General features: G+C 74.8%; 15 protein-coding genes. 11 read left to right on the top strand and 4 right to left on the bottom strand.

The features are described 5' to 3' along the window. Positions 1-186: 186 nt before the first annotated feature. From ACIQTO_RS25980 to ACIQTO_RS25930, 11 genes are all read left to right on the top strand, one after another. Complete coding sequence (locus ACIQTO_RS25980; protein WP_402392469.1) at positions 187-1155, top strand: carbon-nitrogen hydrolase family protein; 969 nt, start codon at positions 187-189, stop codon at positions 1153-1155. A 4-nt stretch (positions 1156-1159) separates the two neighbouring features. After that, positions 1160-2092 (top strand): carbon-nitrogen hydrolase family protein, encoded by a 933-nt coding sequence (locus tag ACIQTO_RS25975; protein ID WP_402392467.1) that lies wholly within the window; start codon positions 1160-1162, stop codon positions 2090-2092. A gap of 6 nt (positions 2093-2098) precedes the next feature. Continuing rightward, positions 2099-2722 carry a hypothetical protein gene (locus ACIQTO_RS25970; RefSeq protein ID WP_402392464.1) on the top strand — a complete coding sequence of 208 codons (624 nt, stop codon included), beginning with the start codon at positions 2099-2101 and terminating at the stop codon, positions 2720-2722. A gap of 61 nt (positions 2723-2783) precedes the next feature. Continuing rightward, the gene (locus tag ACIQTO_RS25965; RefSeq protein ID WP_402392461.1) at positions 2784-3020 is read left to right on the top strand and encodes a ferredoxin; all 237 of its coding nucleotides are present in this window, start codon (positions 2784-2786) and stop codon (positions 3018-3020) included. After that, on the top strand, positions 3017-3610 hold the full coding sequence (locus ACIQTO_RS25960) for an NADPH-dependent FMN reductase (RefSeq protein WP_402392460.1): 594 nt from the start codon (positions 3017-3019) through the stop codon (positions 3608-3610). The genes ACIQTO_RS25965 and ACIQTO_RS25960 overlap by 4 nt, the downstream gene beginning before the upstream one ends. A 138-nt stretch (positions 3611-3748) precedes the next feature. Continuing rightward, complete coding sequence (locus tag ACIQTO_RS25955; RefSeq protein WP_402392457.1) at positions 3749-4309, top strand: hypothetical protein; 561 nt, start codon at positions 3749-3751, stop codon at positions 4307-4309. Further along, positions 4306-4905: a class I SAM-dependent methyltransferase gene (locus ACIQTO_RS25950; RefSeq protein ID WP_402392455.1), complete on the top strand. Its 600-nt coding sequence runs from the start codon at positions 4306-4308 to the stop codon at positions 4903-4905. The genes ACIQTO_RS25955 and ACIQTO_RS25950 overlap by 4 nt, the downstream gene beginning before the upstream one ends. 236 nt (positions 4906-5141) lie before the next feature. Then, positions 5142-6773, top strand: coding sequence for an MFS transporter (locus ACIQTO_RS25945; protein WP_402392452.1), 1632 nt, complete (start codon positions 5142-5144; stop codon positions 6771-6773). Between the two features lie 132 nt (positions 6774-6905). Further along, a complete protein-coding gene (locus ACIQTO_RS25940) occupies positions 6906-7607 on the top strand; it encodes a hypothetical protein (protein ID WP_402392451.1) in 702 nt (233 codons plus the stop codon). Between the two features lie 93 nt (positions 7608-7700). After that, a complete protein-coding gene (locus ACIQTO_RS25935) occupies positions 7701-8489 on the top strand; it encodes a DNA alkylation repair protein (RefSeq protein WP_402392448.1) in 789 nt (262 codons plus the stop codon). A 103-nt stretch (positions 8490-8592) separates the two neighbouring features. Then, the gene (locus tag ACIQTO_RS25930; protein ID WP_402392446.1) at positions 8593-10722 is read left to right on the top strand and encodes a molybdopterin-dependent oxidoreductase; all 2130 of its coding nucleotides are present in this window, start codon (positions 8593-8595) and stop codon (positions 10720-10722) included. Positions 10723-10774: 52 nt separating this feature from the next. Here ACIQTO_RS25930 and ACIQTO_RS25925 read toward each other — a convergent pair whose 3' ends face one another. From ACIQTO_RS25925 to ACIQTO_RS25910, 4 genes are all read right to left on the bottom strand, one after another. Beyond that, positions 10775-12412, bottom strand: coding sequence for an alkaline phosphatase D family protein (locus ACIQTO_RS25925; protein WP_402392444.1), 1638 nt, complete (start codon positions 12410-12412; stop codon positions 10775-10777). Between the two features lie 170 nt (positions 12413-12582). Beyond that, positions 12583-13668, bottom strand: a complete 1086-nt coding sequence (locus ACIQTO_RS25920; RefSeq protein WP_402392442.1) for a hypothetical protein — start codon at positions 13666-13668, stop codon at positions 12583-12585. Further along, positions 13665-14936 (bottom strand): CHAT domain-containing protein, encoded by a 1272-nt coding sequence (locus ACIQTO_RS25915; RefSeq protein WP_402392440.1) that lies wholly within the window; start codon positions 14934-14936, stop codon positions 13665-13667. The genes ACIQTO_RS25920 and ACIQTO_RS25915 overlap by 4 nt, the downstream gene beginning before the upstream one ends. A 7-nt stretch (positions 14937-14943) precedes the next feature. Continuing rightward, a partial coding sequence (locus ACIQTO_RS25910; protein ID WP_402392437.1) for a tetratricopeptide repeat protein occupies positions 14944-17957 on the bottom strand: 3014 nt, incomplete at its 5' end.

Genomic DNA, 17957 nt, shown 5'->3' with positions numbered 1-17957 from the left:
AAGGCGTCGGACATCCGCTGTCCGTAGCCCCGGCCGCGCGGTGGGCGGGGCGGGGGCCTTCGGCGGCCGCAGGCGGGGCGGGAACGCCGCGGGGGGGGGGGGGGGGGGGGGCCCGCCCCCCCCCCCCCCCCCCCCCCCCCCCCCCCGACCGCCCCTCCCCGCCCGTCCCCCGGAAGGAGCACGACCATGCCCACCGCCGATCTCCGCCGGTACCGGGTCGGCGTCGTCCAGCTGTCCGTCGCCACCAACCGCCGCGCGGAGAACCTGGCGCGGGCCGAGAAGCTGGTGCGCGCCGCGGCCGACGACGACTGCCGGCTCGTCGTCCTGCCCGAGGTGTTCGCCACCGCGCTGAACCTGCCGAAGAGCCACGAGATCGCCGAGCCGGTGCCCGGACCGATCACCGAGTGGCTGGCCGGCCTGGCCCGCGAGCTCGGCGTCTGGATCGCCGCCGGGGTGCTGGAGCGGGCCGGCGAACACGTGCACAGCACCGCCGTGCTGCTGGACGACACGGGCCTGCTCGTCGGCACCGCGCGGCGCACCATGGTGTACGACCTGGAGGCGCACTTCATCACGGGCCGCACCGGCGCCCGCGTCTTCCCCACCCCGCTGGGCCGGATCGGCTTCGCGCTCGGCTACGACGTGCAGTTCCCCGAGGTGCTGCGCGGCCTGTTCGCCGCGTCGGCGGAGGTCATCGTGGCCCCCTCGGTCCTGCTCCGGCCGTTCGCCGAACCGGTACGGCAGATGCTGCTCGCCCGGGCCGCCGAGAACTGCGCCTACGTGCTGTTCGCCAGCGCGACCGGCGAGAACACCCTCGCCGGGCTCACCTACATGGGCCGCAGCGCGATCCTGCGCAGCCCGCTGGCGATCGGCGCCTACTCGCGGGACTTCCGCAAGCAGCAGCCGGTCCTCGCCGAGGCCGACCGCGAGGAGGTGCTGCTCACCGCCGACCTGGACCTGCACGAGCTGCGCCGGATGCGCGAGGCCGCGCCGTTCGCCGCCGACTTCCGCCGCTCGCCGCTGGGCCTCGCGCTGACCGCCGCCACCCACCCGGACGGACCGCTGCCCGACTGGGCCGCCGAAGCCCTCGGCGCGCCGGCCGCCCCGGACACCCCCGACCACGCCCCGGCGTCCCCGGGCACCCCGGACGGAGCCTGACCAGATGACCGTCGACCGCAACCTCGCCACCAGCCGGCCCCGGGTCGCGCTGATCCAGAGCCTCTGGGACCCGGACCCCGAGGTCAACCTGGCCCGGACGCTCGCCCTGCTGGACACCGTCCAGGACGTCGAGCTGATCATCCTGCCGGAGTTCTTCCTCGGCCCGCCCTTCTACTTCCCCGGCCGCGCCCACCTCAAGGGCGTGATCGACCAGCCGGTGCCGGGCCCGGTCTTCGACCGGCTCGCCGAGGTGGCCCGCGCCAAGGGCTGCTACCTGCTCTGCGGCACGGTCGTCGAGCGCGAGGACGACCGGTACTACAACACCGCCGTCCTGCTCGACGACCAGGGCCGGATCGCCGCCAAGGCCCGCAAGACCCACCGCTTCGCCGCCGAGATGGTCACCATCGAGCCCAGCGACGAACTGGTCATCGTGGACACTCCGTTCGGGCGCCTGGGGATCTGCGTCTGCTCCGACTTCTGGATCCCCGAGGTGCCGCGGACGCTGGCGATGCGCGGCGCCGAGATCATCGCGGTGCCCGGCGCGGCGCTGCGCGGCAACATCCAGATCACCCGGCCCTGCATCCAGGCCAACTCCTCCTTCAACGTCTGCTACACCCTGCTGGCCAGCGCGGTCGGCGAGGTGACCGGCGAGCGCGCCGGGCGGACGGTCTCCATCTCGGTCGCCGGCCACAGCACCGTCGCCTCGCCCGAGCGGCTGGTCGGCTCGCTGGACGAGGAGGAGGGCGTGCTGATCGCCGAGCTCGACCTGGACCGGATCCGCGAACTGCGCGAGGTCGACCTGTCGTTCCGCAAGAGCCTCTACTTCTGCCTGCACGGCCGCCGGCCCGAGCTGTACCAGGAGCTGCTGAAGCCGTACGCCGGCCACCAGGACCTGGAGACCCTCATCACGGACTACCTGACCGCCCCACGGAGCTGATTCGCCATGGCACCCAGCCTGCTGTACCCCGCCGCCGAACACCTGCCCACCGGGGCCGACCGCGAGCCCGCCCTGAAGGAGGTCCTCGACTGGGCCGACCGCGCGGCCGCCACCAGCACCGCCGACGCGCTGCTCGCCTTCTTCGGCCAGCCGCTGGACCCGCGCACCCTGCGGCTGACCGGCCTGCACCACGTCGCCGTCTACCTCGGCGACTACCGCACCGAGGAGGAGTACGAGGCCTGGCTGGACACCGTCCGGACCCACCCCGGCCTCCGCCGGGTGTCCGCCGGCCCCTCGCACATCGCGCCGCGGGTGCACGGCACCCCCGGACACTGGATCAACCTGACCACCGGGCACGGCACCGAGGTGGAGTTCTTCACCTGCCGCGCCTACGGGGCCTGGGCGGCCGAACCGCCCGAGCGCAAGCGGGCGCTGATGTCGCACCTCGGGCTCAGCGTCGACACCCCCGACCACGTCCACCGGGTGCTGGACTACCTGGCCGGCTTCGACGGCGTCGAGGTGCTCGCCTACGCCCCCGAGGACGAACTCGGCCACACCTACGGCCACCTGCTGCGCACCGACACCGACCGGGTGCTGGAGCTGGTCCACGCCGGACGGGGCCAGGCATGAGCGGGCGCGGCGGGACGGGCACCGGGCCGAGCGCCGGGGCGGGCACCGGGGCGGGCACCCGATGAGCGGCTACCCGGTACCGGCCCGGCTGCCGGAGAACGCGCCCGGCCGGTTCTACGTCAACGCGGAGTGCACCGACTGCGACACCTGCCGGTGCATCGCCCCGGACTCCTTCGTCCGCAACGACCAGGCCGGGTACACCTTCGTCGCCCGCCAGCCGGCCGACGAGGACGAGGAGGAGCTGGTGTACGAGGCGATGGACTGCTGCCCGGCCGACGCCATCTGCGAGGAGGAGTGAGCGCCCGCCCGCCGGGGCCGCGGATCCTCGGCCTCGGCGGCTCCCTGCGCCCCGGCTCGACCAGCCAGCTGCTGCTGCGCCGGGCGATCACCGTGCTGGAGGCCGACGGCTGCCGGACCTCCCTGCTGGACCTGCGCGAGCTGGACCTGCCGTTCTGCAACGGCGACAAGCGGGACCCGTGGCCGAGCCGCCCCGACGTCAAGCTGCTGCGGGAGGAGTTCCGCGCCGCCGACGGCGTCATCCTGGCCGGGCCGGAGTACCACGGGACGATCGGCGGGGCCCTGAAGAACGCCCTGGACCTGCTGGACTTCGAGCACGTCGAGGGGAAGGTCTTCGGGGCCATCTGCGGGCTCGGCGGCCGCAGCAACTCCAACGCGCTCAACCACCTGCGTCTGGTGGCGCGCTGGTACCGGGCCTGGATGGTGCCCGAGCAGGTCGCCGTCCCGCAGGCCCGGACCGCCCTCCCGGACGGCGAGCCGGCCGATCCCGAGCTGGGCGCACGGGTGGACGAGCTGGCCCGCAGCGTGGCCCGGGCGGCGGCGCTGCTGCGGCCCGGGGCGGGCCGGAGCGCCCCGATCGGTCCGGAATAAGTTCCGAACGTGTCCAGGACAGTCAAACGCGGGCGCTGACCCGTTGATAGCGTCACCCCTGTGAATAAGACGCACACATTGGGTGCGCATTTCCAGGGAGCCGGACATTGGTTCCCGGTGCTCCCCCGACCACTTCTCGTGATCAGTCTCCGCCATCCGTCGAACGGAACTCCCCGGGAGGCGACCTGGCTTCGCCTCACCGCCTTTCTGTTCAATCGCGGGATTTCCGACGACCGCACCGTCGGCATCGAAGTCCTGTACGACGACCCGGAGTCCACGGCGCCCGACCGGCGGCGTTTCGACGCCTGCCTGTCGGTGCCCCGGGACCGGGTCGCCGGGCTGTCCCTGCTCGATCCGCGCCGGGACAGCCTGGGCATCCGCGTGCTGCCCGTCCTGAACGAGCGGCTGATGCTGTGGCGGGGTGGTTCGGCCCAGGCCGAGCCACCCGTCCGCCACCGGCACGTCACCCCGGCCGCCGACCTCGCGCTGCGGGCCAACTGGCCGCGCTACGAGGTCTACCGCGGCTCTCCCGTCCTGACGCCCGGGAACCCCGAGGTGATCGGCTGGTACGCCACCGCGACCCCCTCGGCCGGCGCCGCGGGCGGCGGCCACCTCCCCCCGCGCACGCCCGCCGCCGGCGTGCCCCGCCGGCCGCACGGTGCGGTCCGGCGCTCCTCCGGAAGGGGTCAACGACCGTGACCACGACGACCACGATGGACTGGGACCGGGCCTACCGGGCCGGGGACCACCACCAGTACTGGGAGCTCAGCGCCCCCTCCCCCGACCTGGTCGGCTTCCTGGCCGCCACCCCGCCCGCCCCGGGCGCCCGCGCCCTGGACCTCGGCTGCGGCACCGGCTGGGACACCGTCGCGCTGGCCCGGGCCGGGTACCGCGCGACCGGGGTGGACATCAGCGGCGAGGCCGTCGGCCTGGCCGCCGCCCGAGCCGCCGAACTCGGCCTGGAGATCGACCTGTCGGTCGGCGACGTCCGTGAACTCGACCTGCCCGACGAGGAGTTCGACCTGCTGGTGGACCGCGGCTGCTTCCACCACCTCGGCCCGGCGGACCGCGACCGCTACGCCTCCGAGGTGGCCCGCTTGCTGAGCCCCGGCGGCCTGCTCTACCTGCGCGGCAGCCGGCAGGAGATGTTCCCGTTCAAGCCGGTGGACGCCCCCGCGCTCACCCGGCACTTCCCCGCGGACCGGTTCAGCTTCGGGCCGCTGATGCCCTTCCAGCTCCACACCGACGTCCTCAAACTGGACGCCAACGCGGTGGTCCTGCGCCGCGCGGACTGAACCCGGGCGGACCCCCCGCCGCACCCGCACCCCCGCCGCACCCGCACCCGCGGCCACCCACCGAAGGCCACCCACCGCGGCGGCCCCGCGACTCACCTCGCGGCCGCTCCACGACTTCTCCGCGACCGTTTCGCGCCGGCCCGCCGAGACCGGCGGACATTCCGTGCTTCCCCGTTTCCGGAGCCCGATGCCCGCTTCCCTCGACGGCTTCCGGCGCTCCAAGAAATGAGCCACCTATGACCACCCCGCAAAGCCGGGACAAGAGTCCCTGGCTCATCCTCGGCGTGCTCAGTATGGGCTTCTTCATGACGCTGCTCGATATGACGATCGTCAATATCGCGCTGCCCCATGTGATGTCCGGCGTGCACGCCTCGCTGGACGAGGGCCTGTGGGTGTTCAGCGCCTACATCCTCGGCTACGCCACCCTGCTCGTCGTCGCCGGCCGGCTCGGCGACCTGTTCGGCCCCCGCCGGGTCTACCTGTACGGACTGGCCCTGTTCGTAGCCGCCTCCTGCCTGTGCGGAGTGGCGCCCAACGCCGGCGTCCTGATCGCGGCCCGGGCCGTCCAGGGCATCGGCGGTGCCATGCTCGCCCCGCAGATCCTGCCGATCGTCACCATGGTCTTCCCGCCCTCCAAGTGGGGCGCGGCGTTCGGGTTCACCGGCGCGCTCTCCGGGCTCGCGGTCCTGACCGGCCCGACCCTGGGCGGCGTCATCGTCAGCTACCTGGACTGGCGGTGGATCTTCTACCTCAACCTGCCCATCGGCATCGCCACCGCCTACCTGGTGCTGCGGCACGTCCACGACTACCGGCCGGGCAAACGGCAGCCGCTCGCCGTGGTGCCGACCGCCCTGCTCGTCCTCGGCCTCACCGCGCTGGCCTTCGGCCTGATCGAGGGCGAACGCCTGGAGTGGAACGCCACCGCCTGGGCCGCGATCGCGGTGGGCCTGCTGGTCCTGGCCTCCTTCGTGCTGGACCAGCGCAGGCACCAGCGCTCCGGCCCGCTGCTCCCCTTCGACCTGCTGAGGCTGCGGAACTTCGCCTCCGCCAACATCGTCGCGGCGATCATGGGCTTCTCGATGCTCGGCGCCTTCCTGCCGATCTCGCTCTACCTCCAGACCGTGCTCGGGATGTCCCCCCTGCGGGCCGGCTTCACCATCGCCGCGATGCCGCTCACCTCCGCCCTGGTCGCCGGGGTCGGCGGCAAGCTCTCCGACCGCGGCTCGGGCAAGGCCGTCATCCTGACCGGGCTGGCCTGCTTCACCGCCGGGCTCGGCTCGTTCATCCTGGTCACCGGGACGGACACCGGCACGCTCGAACTGCTCGGCCCGTTCGTGCTGGCCGGCCTGGGGATGGGCCTGGTGTTCTCACCGCTGTTCAGCGTCGGCATGCGCCAGGTCCCGCCGCCGCAGGCCGGGGTGGCGTCCGGGCTGGTCAACACCTCCCAGGAGATCGGCGGACTGCTGGCCAGCGCGGCGATCGGCGCGATCCTGTCGCTGCGGCTCTCCAGCGGCCTGCGCGGCTGGGTGAACGACCAGGCCATGACCCTCCCCCCGGAGGCCCGGGAGGGTTTCAAGCAGGCCTTCGCCCCGCTCACCGACGGTGCGCTGAAGATCGGCAGCGGCGGCCCGCCGCCCGCGCTGGCCGGCGCCGACCCGGCCCAGGCCGCCAAGGTCCAGGACGCCTTCGCCGAGGCCTTCACCAGTGCCATGCACAGCGGTCTGCTGCTGCCGGTGGCCCTGCTGGCCGTCGGCTGGGTGGCCGCCCTGCTGCTCATCCGGGACGTCCCCGCCCCGGCCTTCGGGGCCCCGCGACCGCCCGCCGCCAGGTCCGCGGGCAGCACCCCTGCGGCGGCCGAGAAGGCCTGAGCCCACCGACCGGCCCCGGCGGGCCGACCCGTACCGATTCCCGTCGACCCGTACCGCCCCGCACCGACCCGCACCGACCCGCACCGACCCGCACCGACCCGCACCGAACGAACAGAACCGAGGAGTCATCCGATGTCCCAGTCCCCCGTGGTGCTGTCCACGCACATGATGGCGACGTACATGGTCAAGCCCGGCTGCGCCGAGCAGGCCCGTGACATCATCGCCCGTCACTGGCCCGCCCTGAAGGCCCACGGCCTGGTCACCGACGAGCCCGCGACCGTCTACCACAGCGAGAGCGAGCACGGTCCGGTCTTCTTCGAGATCGTCACCTGGGTGGACGAGAACGCCGTCAGCCGCGCGTTCAACACCCCCGAGGTCAACGCGATCTGGCAGGAGATGGCGGCGATCACCGAGGCCCGCGAGGGCCGGCCGCCGGTGGACTACCCGATCGTGCACCGGATGGGCTACTTCCAGGACCAGCCCGACCTCCCGGAGGAGAACGCCTTCACCGGGCTCGCCCACTACCTCGTCCGCCCGGACAAGGTCGCCGAGTTCCACGATCTGATGGCCCGCGACTGGCCGACCCTGCGCGACGAGAAGCTGACCACCGGCGACCGCGCCGTGGTCTACTTCGGCGAGGACGCCACCGGCCCGTTCTTCCTGGAGATCGTCCGCTGGTACGACCAGCAGGGGCCCAGCATCGCGTACCGCAATGACAAGGTCAGCGCGATCTGGCAGGACGTGTTCCGCTACACCGAGGGCCGCAGCGGCCGCCCCGCCTCCGAGTACCTGTGGGCCGGCGAGCTCCACTACCCGTATCACGACGCCTCCTGACGTAACGTCAACACCTCGACGAACCATCAGCGTTCGGACGGGCCGGGCCCTGGCGCCCGGCCCGTCCGGCCCCGTCCGACCGGAGTTCCCTCGGTGACCCGCAAGACCCCCCAGACCTTCGACATCCCGCCCGCCCCCGTCCTGGCCGACCGGCTCAGGTCCGAGCTGGAGGACAGCGCCGTACCCGGCCGGGCCGAGGGCGAGAAGGCCTACCTCAAGAGCCGGCTGGAGCACATCGGCGTGCCGCTGCCCGCCATGCGCACCGTGGTGCGGAACTTCGTCCGCCGGCACCCCGGGCTCGACCGGGACACCCTGCTGGAGCTCACCGAGGAACTCTGGGCGCCACCCGTCCACGAATCGCGCTCCTGCGCCGCCCTGCTCCTGGAGAGCCGCTCCGACCTGCTGGTCCGCGCGGACACCGACTACCTGGAGCGGCTGCTGCGCGCGTGCGAGACCTGGGCGCACGTCGACCTGATCGCCCCCAAGGGGGCCGGCGCCCTGCTCCTGCGGCTGCCGGAGACCGCCGAGGACTTCCTGCGCTGGAGCCGGGACGACCACCAGTGGGTGCGGCGCGGCGGCATCCTGTCCCATCTGCTGGCCCTGCGCGACCGGGGCGAGTTCCCGCACTACTTCCCCGCCTTCGGGGACCTCGCGGACCCGCTGCTGACCGACTCCCGGTTCTTCGTGCGCAAGGCGCTGGGCTGGGCCCTGCGCGAGGGCGCGAAGCACCACCCCCAGGAGGTCGCCGACTGGCTGCGCGCCCGCCTGCCCCGGGTCTCCGGGCTCACCCTGCGCGAGGCGATCCGGCCGATCGACGACGACACCTGCCGGAGCCTGCTGCGGGAGCACGCCGAACTCGGCGGCCGCCGCCCGCGCGGCTGACCGGCCGCGCCGGTCCCGTACCCGCCCACCGTGCCCCACTGCCCGCGCCCCACCTCCCGTGCCCCACCTCCCGTGCCCGCCCACCGCCCGTCCGGAGGCCCGTATGACCACCCAGAGTCCCGCCGACCGGCACCGCCGGCCGCTCCCGGTCGTCCAGGTGCTCGCCGAGGACGGCCGGCACCGGACGATCTGCCGGATGTGCCACGGCGGCTGCGGCGCCATCGTCACCGTCGACGAGGGCCGGCTCACCGCCATCGAGGGCGACCCGGAGAATCCGAACAACCACGGCTTCCTCTGCGCCAAGGGCCGCGCCTCGCTGGAACACCTCAACCACCCCGACCGGCTGACCACGCCGCTGCTGCGCACCGGGCCGCGCGGCAGCGGCGAGTTCCGCCCGATCGGCTGGGACGAGGCCCTGGCCCGGACCACCGCCGCCCTCGACCGGGCCCGGACCGAGCACGGCCCCGAGGCGGTGGTGCTGGCCCAGGGCACCGACCGCAACTACCAGGAGTGGCTCTTCCGGTTCGCCAACAGCTTCGGCACGCCCAATGTGCTCGGCCCGGCGCACGTCTGCTTCTATCCCCGGGTGATGGCCGGCATCCTCACCGCGGGCGGCTTCACCTTCTGCGACTACGAGGGCCGGCCCGACCTGGTCCTGGTCTGGGGCTCCAACAAGGCGCTCACCCACGGGGACGGCGTGATCGGCACCCGGCTGCTCGCCGCCGTCCGCGACGGTACCCGGATGATCGTGGTCGACCCGCGACGGACCTCGCTGGCCGCCCGCGCCGAGCAGTTCCTGCAGGTCCGCCCGGGCGGGGACGCGGCGCTGGCGCTGGCGATGATCCACACCGTGATCGAGGCCGACGCCTACGACCACGCGTTCGTCGAGAAGTACACCGTCGGCTTCGAGGACCTCGCCGCCCACGTCGCCGACTGGACGCCGGAGTCGGTCACCGAGCGGACCGGCGTACCCGCCGAGCAGATCAGGGCCGCCGCCCTCGCCTACGCGGCGGCGCCGAGCGCCGCGATCGAGCTCGGCACCGGGCCGCAGCAGCACCGCGACTCCTTCCACACCTGCCGGGCCGTCCTGCTGCTCTCGGCGATCTGCGGCAACCTCGACGCGCCCGGCGGCGACGTCCTGTGGGACCCGCCCGGCATCGACGGCCGGCGGTCCTTCCCGCGCGCCGAGCTGCTGGCGCCGGAGCAGGCCGCCAAGCGGCTCGGCGGCGGCCGGCACCGCATCCTGGCGATGTCCGGCTGGGCCCACCCCGGTTCGGTCTGGGACGCCGTGCTCGAACCCACCGCGCCCCACCCGGTCACCACCATGCTGGTGCACGGCAGCAACCTGCTGCTCAACTACGCCGACTCCGACCGCGTCCGCCGGGCCCTGGAGCGGCTCGACTTCCTCGCCGTCGCCGACCTGCGGCTCACCCCCACCGCCGCGATGGCCGACATCGTCCTCCCGGTCGGCGGCTGGCTGGAGCGCGACCAGATCGTCGAGCACGCCCACTACGTCGCGGCCCGCCGGGCCTTCGCCCGGGTCGGCGACACCCGCTCCGACGAGTGGATCCTCACCGAACTGGCCCACCGGCTGGGCCTGTCCGCCGACTTCTGGCCCGACGCCCGGGACTCCCTGGACACCCGGCTGGAGCCGATCGGCATGGACTGGCGGCAACTGGCCGAACTCCACTACCGGGCCACCACCCTGGAGTACCACAAGTACCGCAGCCGCGGCTTCGGCACCCGCAGCGGCAAGGTCGGACTGCGCTGCGACGCCCTGCGGGCCTTCGGCTACCCGCCGCTGCCCACCCCCGGCCCGCCGGTCGGCGGACCGGAGGACGGCCCCTACCTGCTCACCTCGGCGCACTCGGCGTTCTACTTCAACTCCGAGTTCCGCGACCTGCCCTCGCTGCGCTCCAAGGAGCCCGAACCCCGGCTGGAGATGCACCCCGACGCCGCCGCCCGCGAGGGCCTGGCCGACGGCGACTGGGCCGAACTCGCCACCGCCACCGGCCGCATCCGGCTGCGCGTCCGACTCACCGACCGGATCGCCCCCGAGGTGGTGATGGCCCCGGCCGCCTGGTGGTACCCGGAGCGCGGCGCCGACGGCGGCTGGCGGGAGGCCAACGTCAACCTGCTGACCACCAACGAGGACGAGAACGCCGAGATGGGCTCGTCCACCTTCAGGGGCCTGCGCTGCACCGTCACCCGGGCGGCCCGGCAGAGCGCCTGAGCCGCCCCGCCCGGCCCGCCCGTACGTACGGGGTCGGGCCGGGCCTGGCCCGTCAGGCCTGCTGGAGCCCCGGGTGGCCGGCCTCGGTCACGAAGGAGGCGGCCGTGGCGACCGTGCCGCCCGGGGTGGTGATGTGCGAGACCGTGCGGAAGTCGGCGCGGGCGTGCCCGGCGGTGAGGGTCACCGCCGTGTAGCCGCGCAGGCCGTTGTAGAACTTCAGGTGCGGATTGGCCGCCGTCAGGGTGGCCCAGTTGGCGGGCTTCTCGGCGCCGTCGCCGTCGCTGCTGATCGAGGTGCCGACGAACTCGACGCCCACCGTCCGGGCCGCCGGGTCGTCGAAGTCCCGCTTGACGTCCAGCGCGTAGGCCACGTGGACGTCGCCGGTGAGCACCACGAGGTTCTCCACTCCGGCCCGTTCGGCGCCGGCCAGGATCCGCTCGCGGGAGGCCGGGTAGCCGTCCCAGGCGTCCATCGAGAGCCGGGACCGCTCATCGGTGGTGTTCTTGCGCCGGCTGAAGACGACCTGCTGCGGCAGCACGTTCCAGACCGCCGTGGACCGGCGGAAGCCGTCCAGCAGCCAGCGCTCCTGGGTCGCGCCGACGAGCGTGCGGGCCGGGTCCGCGGACTCCGGGGTGGGGTACTGCCAGCCGTCGCCGTTCGCCTGGTCGGAGCGGTACTGGCGGGTGTCCAGGAGGTCGAACTGTGCCAGCCGGCCGTACTGGAAGCGGCGGTAGAGCAACAGGTCGGTGCCCTCGGGGCGCGGCATGCGCAGCGGCATGTTCTCCCAGTAGGCCCGGTAGGCGGCCGCGCGGCGGGCGACGAACGCCTCCGGCGACTGGCCCTTCTCGGGGATGCCGGCCGCGTAGTTGTTCTCGACCTCGTGGTCGTCCCAGGTGACGTACCAGGGGAAGGCGGCGTGCGCGGCCTGGAGGTCCGGGTCGGTCTTGTAGAGGGCGTACCGCAGCCGGTAGTCCTCCAGCGTCGCGGTCTCGTGGCCGAACACGGCGGGCAGTGTGCGGTCGGTGTACCCGCGGTCGCCGCCGGCGGCGTCGATCCCGTACTCGTAGATGTAGTCGCCGACGTGGAAGACCGCGTCGAGGTCCTCCTGCGCGAGGTGCCGGTACGCGGTGAAGTAGCCGTCCTCGTAGGCCTGGCAGGACACCAGGCCGAGCCGGACCTCGTCGACCCGGCGCCCCCGGGCGGGCGTGGTGCGGGTCCGCCCGACCGGGCTGGTCCAGCTGCCGGCCCGGAAGCGGTACCAGTACACGCGGTCGGGTTCCAGGCCGTCCGCCTCGACGTGAACGGTGTGGTTGAACTCCGCGTGCGCCCGGACGGTGCCGCGCCGGACGGCACGGCGGAACCGCTCGTCGTGGGCTATCTCCCACTCCACCCGCACGGCGCCGGCGGGCGGCAGGCCGTTGCCCGGCTCGTACGGGCGGGGGGCGAGCCTGGTCCACAGCACCACCGCGTCGGGGAGCGGGTCACCGGAGGCCACTCCGAGGGTGAACGGGTTCTCGGTCAGCGCGCCGGGCGCCAGGTCGGCCCCGGCCGCGCGGGCGTCGGGCAGGTTGGTGGTGAAGGCCACCGCGGCGGCGGCCGAGGCGGCGGTCAGGAACCGGCGGCGGCCGAGCCGGGCCGCGGCTTCGCGGAGCTGCTGGTCGTGCGAGGAGGGGTCGGCTGTGCGGGCCATGTCTTCCACTGCCTTCCGATGCTGAACTGTGTGCGAAGGAATTCGAGTGGACGGCGCGGTACGGAGGGCGTCGTGGTGCGGACAGGTGAGTGAGCATCAGGTGAGGAGGGCGTGCGAACGGGACGAATCGCCGCACGCCCCGGCGGCGGGCCCGGCGCGCGGGCCCGGGGTCAGCGCGAGAGGGAGGCCAGGCTGAGCAGCAGGTGCGCGGATTCGGGGTGATGGAAGTCGGAGTGCGCCCCGGCGCCCGGTACCAGCCGGGCGGCGAGGCCGCCCCGGTAGACGTCGCCGGCGTCGAGGTTGACCAGCGGGTGGTCCAGCGTCTGCCGGGAGTACGGCGAGCCGGCCGGCCGCAGTGTGGCGCTGTACTGGCGCACCGGTGCCACCCCGACGCCGGAGTGGCCGATGCCGGGCTGCCCCTCGGCCCGCAGGTGCCAGAAGCCGGTCGCCCGGTCCCAGCGGGAGTGGGTGAGCACCAGCGGGCCGCGCAGCGGTGCGCCGGACCGGCCGGGCGTCGCGAACAGGTCGGGGAAGAGCCGGTCGAAGGCATCGCGCGGCGCGGCCATCTGGAAGATCAGCGCGCTGTCCGCGGTGAAGGGCCGCGCGGAGTCGGCGGCCGCGCTCCAACTCAGCACCCTTGGGCCGCTGGTGGGCCGGTCGGCGGCGCGCTGGACGGCCTCGCAGAGGAACCGGCCGCCGAAGGAGTGGCCGACCAGGTGGAGGTACTGGCCGGCCCGGTTCGCCAGGACGGCGGGGTCGGCCGGGTCGGTGCGGCCCGCGTCCAGGTAGCCGAGCAGGTGGCCGAGCACATAGCCGGCCTGTCCCTGGCCGGGCGCGCTCATGGCGTGCGCGCGGTCGCGGATCCGGCGGTAGCCGGCCGGCGAGGGGAGGCTGGACGACGGCCAGCGCACCACCACGCACCAGGGCCGGTAGCCGCGTTCCAGGCCCGGGTAGTCGACCGGGGCCGTGCGGTGGAGCTCGGCGGCGCGGGAGATCAGCGCGGCGGCCGACCGGTCGGCCGCCGCCGGCGCGGTCTGCCAGCCGTGGACGTAGACGTAGAGGTCGGTCGCCCTGGCCGGCACCTTCAGGTACCGGGCGAGGTGTTCGGCGACGCGGGCCTCCGGCACCGGGGTGCGGGTGCCCGGGACGAGCAGGCGGCCCCGCTCGTCGAGGTCCACCGTCACCGGCCGGACGGTGGCCGGGGCCGGCCGGCGGCGGTTCGGGTCGCGGCGGGCGGTGCGGACGGTGGCCGTCATGAGGAGAGCTCCAGAATGCTGTCGATCCCGCAGTGCAGCGAGTAGGTGAGGGCGAGGGGGTTGCGGTAGTCGCGGGTGAAGCGCCGGACCAGTTCCCAGGTGATCTCGCCCGCCGTCAACTCCCCGGCGAGGTAGAGGTCGAGGAACGCGAGGGCGTACTCGGAGGCGAACACCTGCGGGATCTCGATCTGCGGGCCGAGCACGCCGTCGGCCCCCAGCTCGACCAGCGCCTGGCCCAGGTGTTCCAGCTCGGCCGCCGCCGCCTGCCCGGTGTGGCAGGCGTTGAGCAGCACGAACGGGTTGAAGGTGGCGTCGGGCAGGTCCCGGTGGCGTTCGCGGTGGCGCCGTACCAGGTCGGCGTCGATGGGCCGGTCGTCGGAGAGCCGGACGGCGAGCTGGGCGTGCGGGGAGTCGTTCTCGATGAACTGGCCGTGGCACCAGAAGTACATGACGTCCTCGTCGAGCACCGCGCAGGAGAGTGCCTCCAGGAGGCCGGTGGACTCGGTGCGGACCGTCAGCTGGGAACGGTCCTCCAGGAGTTTGCGGACCTCCGGCGCCCGGCCGACGAGTTCGAGCGTGTCGTCGGTGTTGAGGCTGGTCACGGGCCGTTCACGGGGCGGATAGGGGGCCTGGACGGCCGGGTAGGCGGCGCCGGTCTGCTCGATCTGGTGCCGGTGGCCGAGGAAGTCCGTCCACGGCTCCCCGGAGCCGCTGTCGACGGCGAGCATGGGCCAGGGCAGGTGGAGCTCGGAGTCGAACCGGACCCGCAGCCCCTGCTCACCGAGCGCCCCGTTGAGGAAGGCGCGGAACGCGACCAGGTTCGGGTCCGCGCCCTTGAGCATCTTCTCGAACAGGTAGCGCCCCTCCTCGGCGAGTTCGGCCATCTGCCGCTCCGCCGTCGGCGCCAGGTGGGACACGTCGACGGCGTCCGCGAAGGGGTAGTCGACGGGCATCCCGTCGTCGTCCAGCTCGCAGTGGCCCACCAGGCGGTCCCGCCAGATGCCGCGCAGGCGGGCGGCCATCCGGAGCAGCTCGGCCACGGATATCGTCAGATAGGCCTGGTGCTCGCGGGTGCGGGGCGAGGGCCGGCCCGGCCGGTACGCGGAGATGTGCAGGACGTTGTCGCGGTGGCGCCGCAGGGCGACCACCAGGTCCAGCGGGGCCGGCGTCCGGGCGCCGGGCGGATCGCCCGGTCCGGGCCGGCGCGGCAGCACGGTGTAGTCGGCGGACGGGTTCTGCTGGATCTCGACGAGGAGGTCCCGGGGCATGGTCGATCTACTCCTGGTCCTGATCCTGGCTCGGTTCGCGGCTCGTGCCCGGCTGGTGGCTCCGGTCCGGCTCCTGGCTCCGGCCCGGCTCCGGTGGCGGGCCGGGGTGCAGGCACGGGACCGACGGGGCCGGGGCGGCGTCCACCACGACCTCCAGGTCCTGGAGGGCGGTGCCGTGCCCGCGGTCGTAGACGGTGATCCGGACCGGGTGCGGCCCCGGCACGGCCGGGGTGAGCGTGAAGGCGGCGGGCGCGCCGGCCGGCCGGTAGGCGGTGACCGGCGGGTCGATCACGGCGTCGGAGGCGACGGCCGCCACCAGGTGGAGGTCCGGCAGCCGACGGGGGTCGGCGCCGTCCTGGTCCGCCGCCGGCTCCAGCCGCAGTTCGAGCCGGGCCGGGGCGCCGGCCGCGGGCTCGTCGAGCAGGGTGATCCGGGGGTGCCAGGCGGTACCGGCCGGGGGCGGGGCGTCCGGCAGGCCCGGCCCGGCGGGGGCGTACGCCGTCGGAGCGCCGGGGCCGCGCCGGACGGCGGGCGCGGGGGACGGGGACGGGGCCGAGGACGGGGACGGAGCCACGGGCGGGGCCGGGGTCGAGGGAGGCAGTGCCGGGGGCGGGGCGGCCGGCAGCGGCCCGGCGCCGCCCTGCCGCAACTGGGCCAGCGCCGTCCGGCTCTCCACCGCCAGCGGATGGCCGGGGCCCATGACGGCGTCCCGGCCGGCGCAGACGGCGGTCAGCAGGTCCGCCGCCGGCCCCGGCCGCCCGGCCGCCGCGAGCGCCCGGGCGAGCCCGACCACCAGCGTGGGCAGGAACTCGACCTCCCCGGGGTAGCGGCTCCCGACGGCCAGCACGGGCTCGTCGCTCTCCCGGTGCCCGGCCGCGAGGAGCGCGGGCCGGCCCGGCGGGTGGGGGCCCGCCACCGGCAGGCGGTCGGCGACGATCTCCGAGTACACCCGGACCGCGCCGGCGTGGTCACCGGCCCGCTGCCGGGCGAGGGCGAGGCTCTGGCGGATGGTCAGCGTGACGGTGTGGCGCGCGCCGTGGCCGGCCGCGCTGTCCTCGGCGAGCTCCTCCAGCAGGACGACGGCCCGCAGCGGGCGGCCGGCCTCGGTGAGCAGCAGGGCATGGAGCTCCCGGCCGGACAGGGTCACGTCGTGGGCCGCGCCGAGAGATTCGGCCGCCCCCGCCGCGAGCGACTCCAGCAGGTTCACCGCCGCCCGGGTGTCGCCGGCCAGGTGGCAGGCGAGCGCGATCCGCTGCCCGGCCACGAACACCTCGGGGTGGGTGGCGCCCAGCAGCCGGCCCCGGTCGGCCGCCACCGCGGACCACTCGTCGACGGCGGCCCGGTACTCGCCGGCCCGCCCGAGGACGTCGGCGAGGCTGCCCCGGCTCCCCAGCACCTGGGGGTGGTCCGGGCCGAGCGCCGCGGTGGCCGTGGCGATCAGCTCGCGGTAGTGCGCCGCCGATTCGCCGTACCGCCCCGCCTCGTCGAGGGTGAGCGCCAGGCTGTCCCGGGCGTCCAGGGTGTCGGGGTGTCCGGCGCCCAGGACCCGGGTGAGGTCCGCGATCAGGTCTTCGAGAACGCGCGCGGCGTCCGCGTAGTCCCACCCGGCCCGCAGGGCGTGGGCGAGGCAGTGCCGCTCGTCCAGGGTCTCGGGGTGGTCGGCGCCCTGGATCCGGACCCGGTCCGCGACGAGTCGCTCCCGCTCGGCGGCGCTCCGGCGGCGCCGGCCGGCGGCGCGGTGGGTGCGGGCGAGGCTGCCGCGCTCGGCGAGGGTGTCCGGGTGGTCCGCGCCCTGGAGCCGGACCCGGTCCGCGACCAGTGCCTCGATGAGCTCGACGGCCCGCTCGTGCTCGCCCGCGTCACGGGTGGCCCGGGCCACGGCGCCGCGCTCGTTGAGGGTCTCCGGGTGGCCGGGCCCCTGCACCCGCTCCCGGTCCCGCCACAGGGCGGTGTACAGGTCGAGCGCCCGCGGGTGGTCGCCGGCCTCGCGGACCGCGAAAGCGTGCCGGTGGCGCGCACCGAGGGCGTCCGGGTGGTCCGCGCCCTGCACCCGGGCCCGGTCGGCGACCAGGCGTTCCCGGTCCCCGAGTGCCCGGCGCGGCTGCCCGGCCTCCTCGCGGGCGTCGGCGAGCAGACCGCGCTCGTTGAGGGTCTCCGGGTGGTCGGGGCCCTGGATCCGGAGCCGGTCGGCGAGCAGGGCCTCGCCGAGCTCGACGGCGCGCTGCCGGTCGCCCAGCGCGCCGTACACCCCGATCAGGCGGGAGCGGGTGTTCAGGGTGTCCGGGTGGTCGGGCCCGACGGCGCGCACCCAGTCGGCGAGCAGGGCTTCGAGGAGCTCGGCCGCGCGGCGGGAGTCGCCGGCCTCGTGCAGGGTCACGCCCTGCCACCAGCGGCTGTTGAGGGTGTCCGGGTGGTCGGGCCCGAGCAGGCGGGTGCGGTCGGCGATCAGCGCCGCGTACAGGTCGAGGGCCCGTTGGCTGTCGCCGGCGGCGTCGTGGGCGCGGGCCAGTGCCGCGCGCTGCTCCAGCGTGTCCGGATGGTCGGGGCCGTGGACCCGGGTGCGGTCGCGGACCAGGGCCTCGTAGAGGTCGACGGCGCGGCGGTACTGCTCGGCCGCCGAGCAGCACCGGGCCAGGCCGGCGCGGATGTTGAGCGTCTCGGGGTGGTCGGGACCGTGCACCCGGGCCCGGTCGGCGACCAGCGCGGCGCAGAGTTCGACCGCCCGGTCGTGGTCGCCCGCCTCCCGGTGGACCCAGGCCAGGCCGGCACGGGCTTCCAGGGTCTCGGGGTGGTCGGGGCCCTGGATCCGGGTGAGGTCCGCGACCAGTTCCTCGTGGAGGTCGACGGCGCGGCGGTACTGGCCGGCCACCCGGCAGCTCCCGGCCAGGCCCGCGCGGGTGTTCAGGGTGTCCGGGTGCTCGGGGCCGTGCACCCGGGCCCGGTCGGCGACCAGGGCCGCGAAGAGGTCGACCGCCTGCCGGTGGTCCCCGGCCTCGCGGTGGGCGGTGGCCTGCCACCAGC

This window comes from Kitasatospora sp. NPDC091207 (assembly GCF_044768625.1).
In the GTDB taxonomy this organism is placed as follows: Bacteria; Actinomycetota; Actinomycetes; order Streptomycetales; family Streptomycetaceae; genus Kitasatospora.
This window is presented reverse-complemented; position numbering and strand designations above follow the sequence as displayed.